Raw genomic sequence first — 1,889 nt, 5'->3', positions numbered from 1 at the left:
CCCGGCCCCCCGGCGCACCGCTCGGCATGCCCGAGGGCGCGCCGGAGGGCGTCCCCGACGGCATTCCCGACGGTGTGCGGGTCGGCCGCGGCGTGGAGGCTCCCGAGGGCGCCCCGTCCGGCATGCCGGACGGCGCCCCGCAGGACGGCGAGCCGCCCGGGCCGCCGCCGGTCGAGGACGGCGAGCCGCCCGGGCTGCAGGCGGTCAGCAGCAGCGGGGACAGCGTCAGCAGGGCGGCGGCGGGGACAAGGCGTGCGCGCTTCATGGGAGTCGGCTCCGGCAAGGATGAGGAGGTCCTGAGGAGCCGCACTCAACCAGCGGCGTCTGGGAGGCGGTTGGGACCGCCCTGTCCGCCCGCTGTCGATCCGGACGCCGAGGCGGCGCCCTCGGCCTCTTGGTACAGGGCCGTGACGGAAGCGGCCCCCGCGAGCAGTTCCGCGCGTGCCTGGGGCGGGTCCAGGATCTCCACCTGGTCGCAGAGGCAGAGGAGTTGACGGACCGCGCGCAGCGCCGGGAACGACAGCCGGGCGGTGACCCGGTCGCTCGTGCCGTCGTCCTCGGGCAGGGCCGTGAGCTGGGAGGCGAACACCCGCCGGAACATGTCCAGCCACTCGCGCCGGAGCCGCACGGTGACCTCGACCCCGCCCTCCCGCTCCTCCACCTGGCGGCGCAACACCTCCCAGGCGTCCGCGAGTTCGACGCCGGGCCGGCGCCGTACGGGATCGTCCAGCAGCCGGGCCGAGCCCACCCGGTCGGCCCGGAACAGCTGCGGCCGGCCGCGCCGGTCGGCGACCAGGTACCAGACCCCGGCCTTGGCGACCAGGCCGTACGGGTCCACGGTGTACGTCCTCGGCTCCCGCTCCCCGCCGTGCCGGTAGCGCAGCCGCAGCCGGCGGTCGCTGAACACAGCGTCCTGCAGCACCTCCAGGTCCACGGACCCCTGCGGGCCGCTCTTCCAGCGGGTGGCGTCGACCAGGATGCGGCGGCTGGTCGCCTCGGCGGCGGGCCGGTGCGGCGCCGGCAGCGCGGCCATCACCTTGCGCAGGGCCGAGCCGAGGGCCGCGTCGAGACCGAGCGCGGCATGGGCGCCCTGGGCGGCCAGGATGAACAGGGCGCGGGACTCGTCGGCGGTCAGCCCGGTGACGTCGGTGCGGAAACCGGCGAGGAGTTCGATGCCGCCGTGCCGGCCGCGCTCGGCGTAGACCGGGACGCCGGAGGCCGACAGGGCCTCGATGTCCCGGTAGATGGTGCGGACCGACACCTCCAGGCGGCCGGCGAGTTCGTGGGCGGGGACCCGGCCCCGGGTCTGCAGGAGCAGCAGGATCGACAGCAGCCGGTCGGACTTCACGGCCCAAGGATCCGCCGTCGCGGAGTCCCGCGCAAATGTTGACGGAAGTTGTCAGGTTAACCCGCGATCCTCGGCGTACCGACCTACGGAGAGGCCCATCATGAACAGCACCGAGTTCACCGACCCGCGGCCCGTCTACGCCCGCGCCACCGAGCAGGCGGCCGCCCTCATCGAGGCCGTGCGCCCCGAGCGGCTCGACGGCCCCACGCCCTGCGCCGAGTTCGACGTACGGACCCTGCTGAGCCACATGGTCGGCGGCACCCTGCGGATCGCGGTCGTCGGCGAGGGCGGCGACGGGCTCGCCGTGCACCCGTTCGCCGAGGGCGTCGCGGACGACGGCTGGGCGGCCGCCTACGACGAGGTGCGCGTGCGCGCCCTCAAGGCGTGGGAGAGCGACGAGCGGATGACGGCGCCGGTGCGGGTGCCCTGGGGCGAGGTCCCGGGGCACGGCGCCCTCGCGGGCTATGTGATGGAGATCGTCGCCCACACCTGGGACCTCGCCGAGGCCCTCGGGCACCCGCACGAACTCGACCCGGAGCCG

The 1,889-nt window shown here is 75.5% G+C and carries 2 protein-coding genes and 1 pseudogene; 1 reads left to right on the top strand and 2 read right to left on the bottom strand.

All coding sequences use genetic code 11. The features are described from left to right. A pseudogene (locus ACWEN3_RS46015) lies at positions 1-265 on the bottom strand (hypothetical protein); the annotation flags it as partial. A 45-nt stretch (positions 266-310) separates the two neighbouring features. Further along, the gene (locus tag ACWEN3_RS46010; protein WP_452984345.1) at positions 311-1,348 is read right to left on the bottom strand and encodes a helix-turn-helix transcriptional regulator; all 1,038 of its coding nucleotides are present in this window, start codon (positions 1,346-1,348) and stop codon (positions 311-313) included. A 100-nt stretch (positions 1,349-1,448) separates the two neighbouring features. On the opposite strand from ACWEN3_RS46010, the gene ACWEN3_RS46005 reads away from it, so the two are divergent. Next, on the top strand, positions 1,449-1,889 hold a 441-nt coding region (locus tag ACWEN3_RS46005; protein WP_452984343.1), incomplete at its 3' end, for a TIGR03086 family metal-binding protein.

It is taken from the genome of Streptomyces sp. NPDC004561 (genome assembly GCF_053602155.1).
Note: the sequence above shows the minus strand (reverse complement) of the source record. Positions and strands in the feature narration are given on the sequence as shown.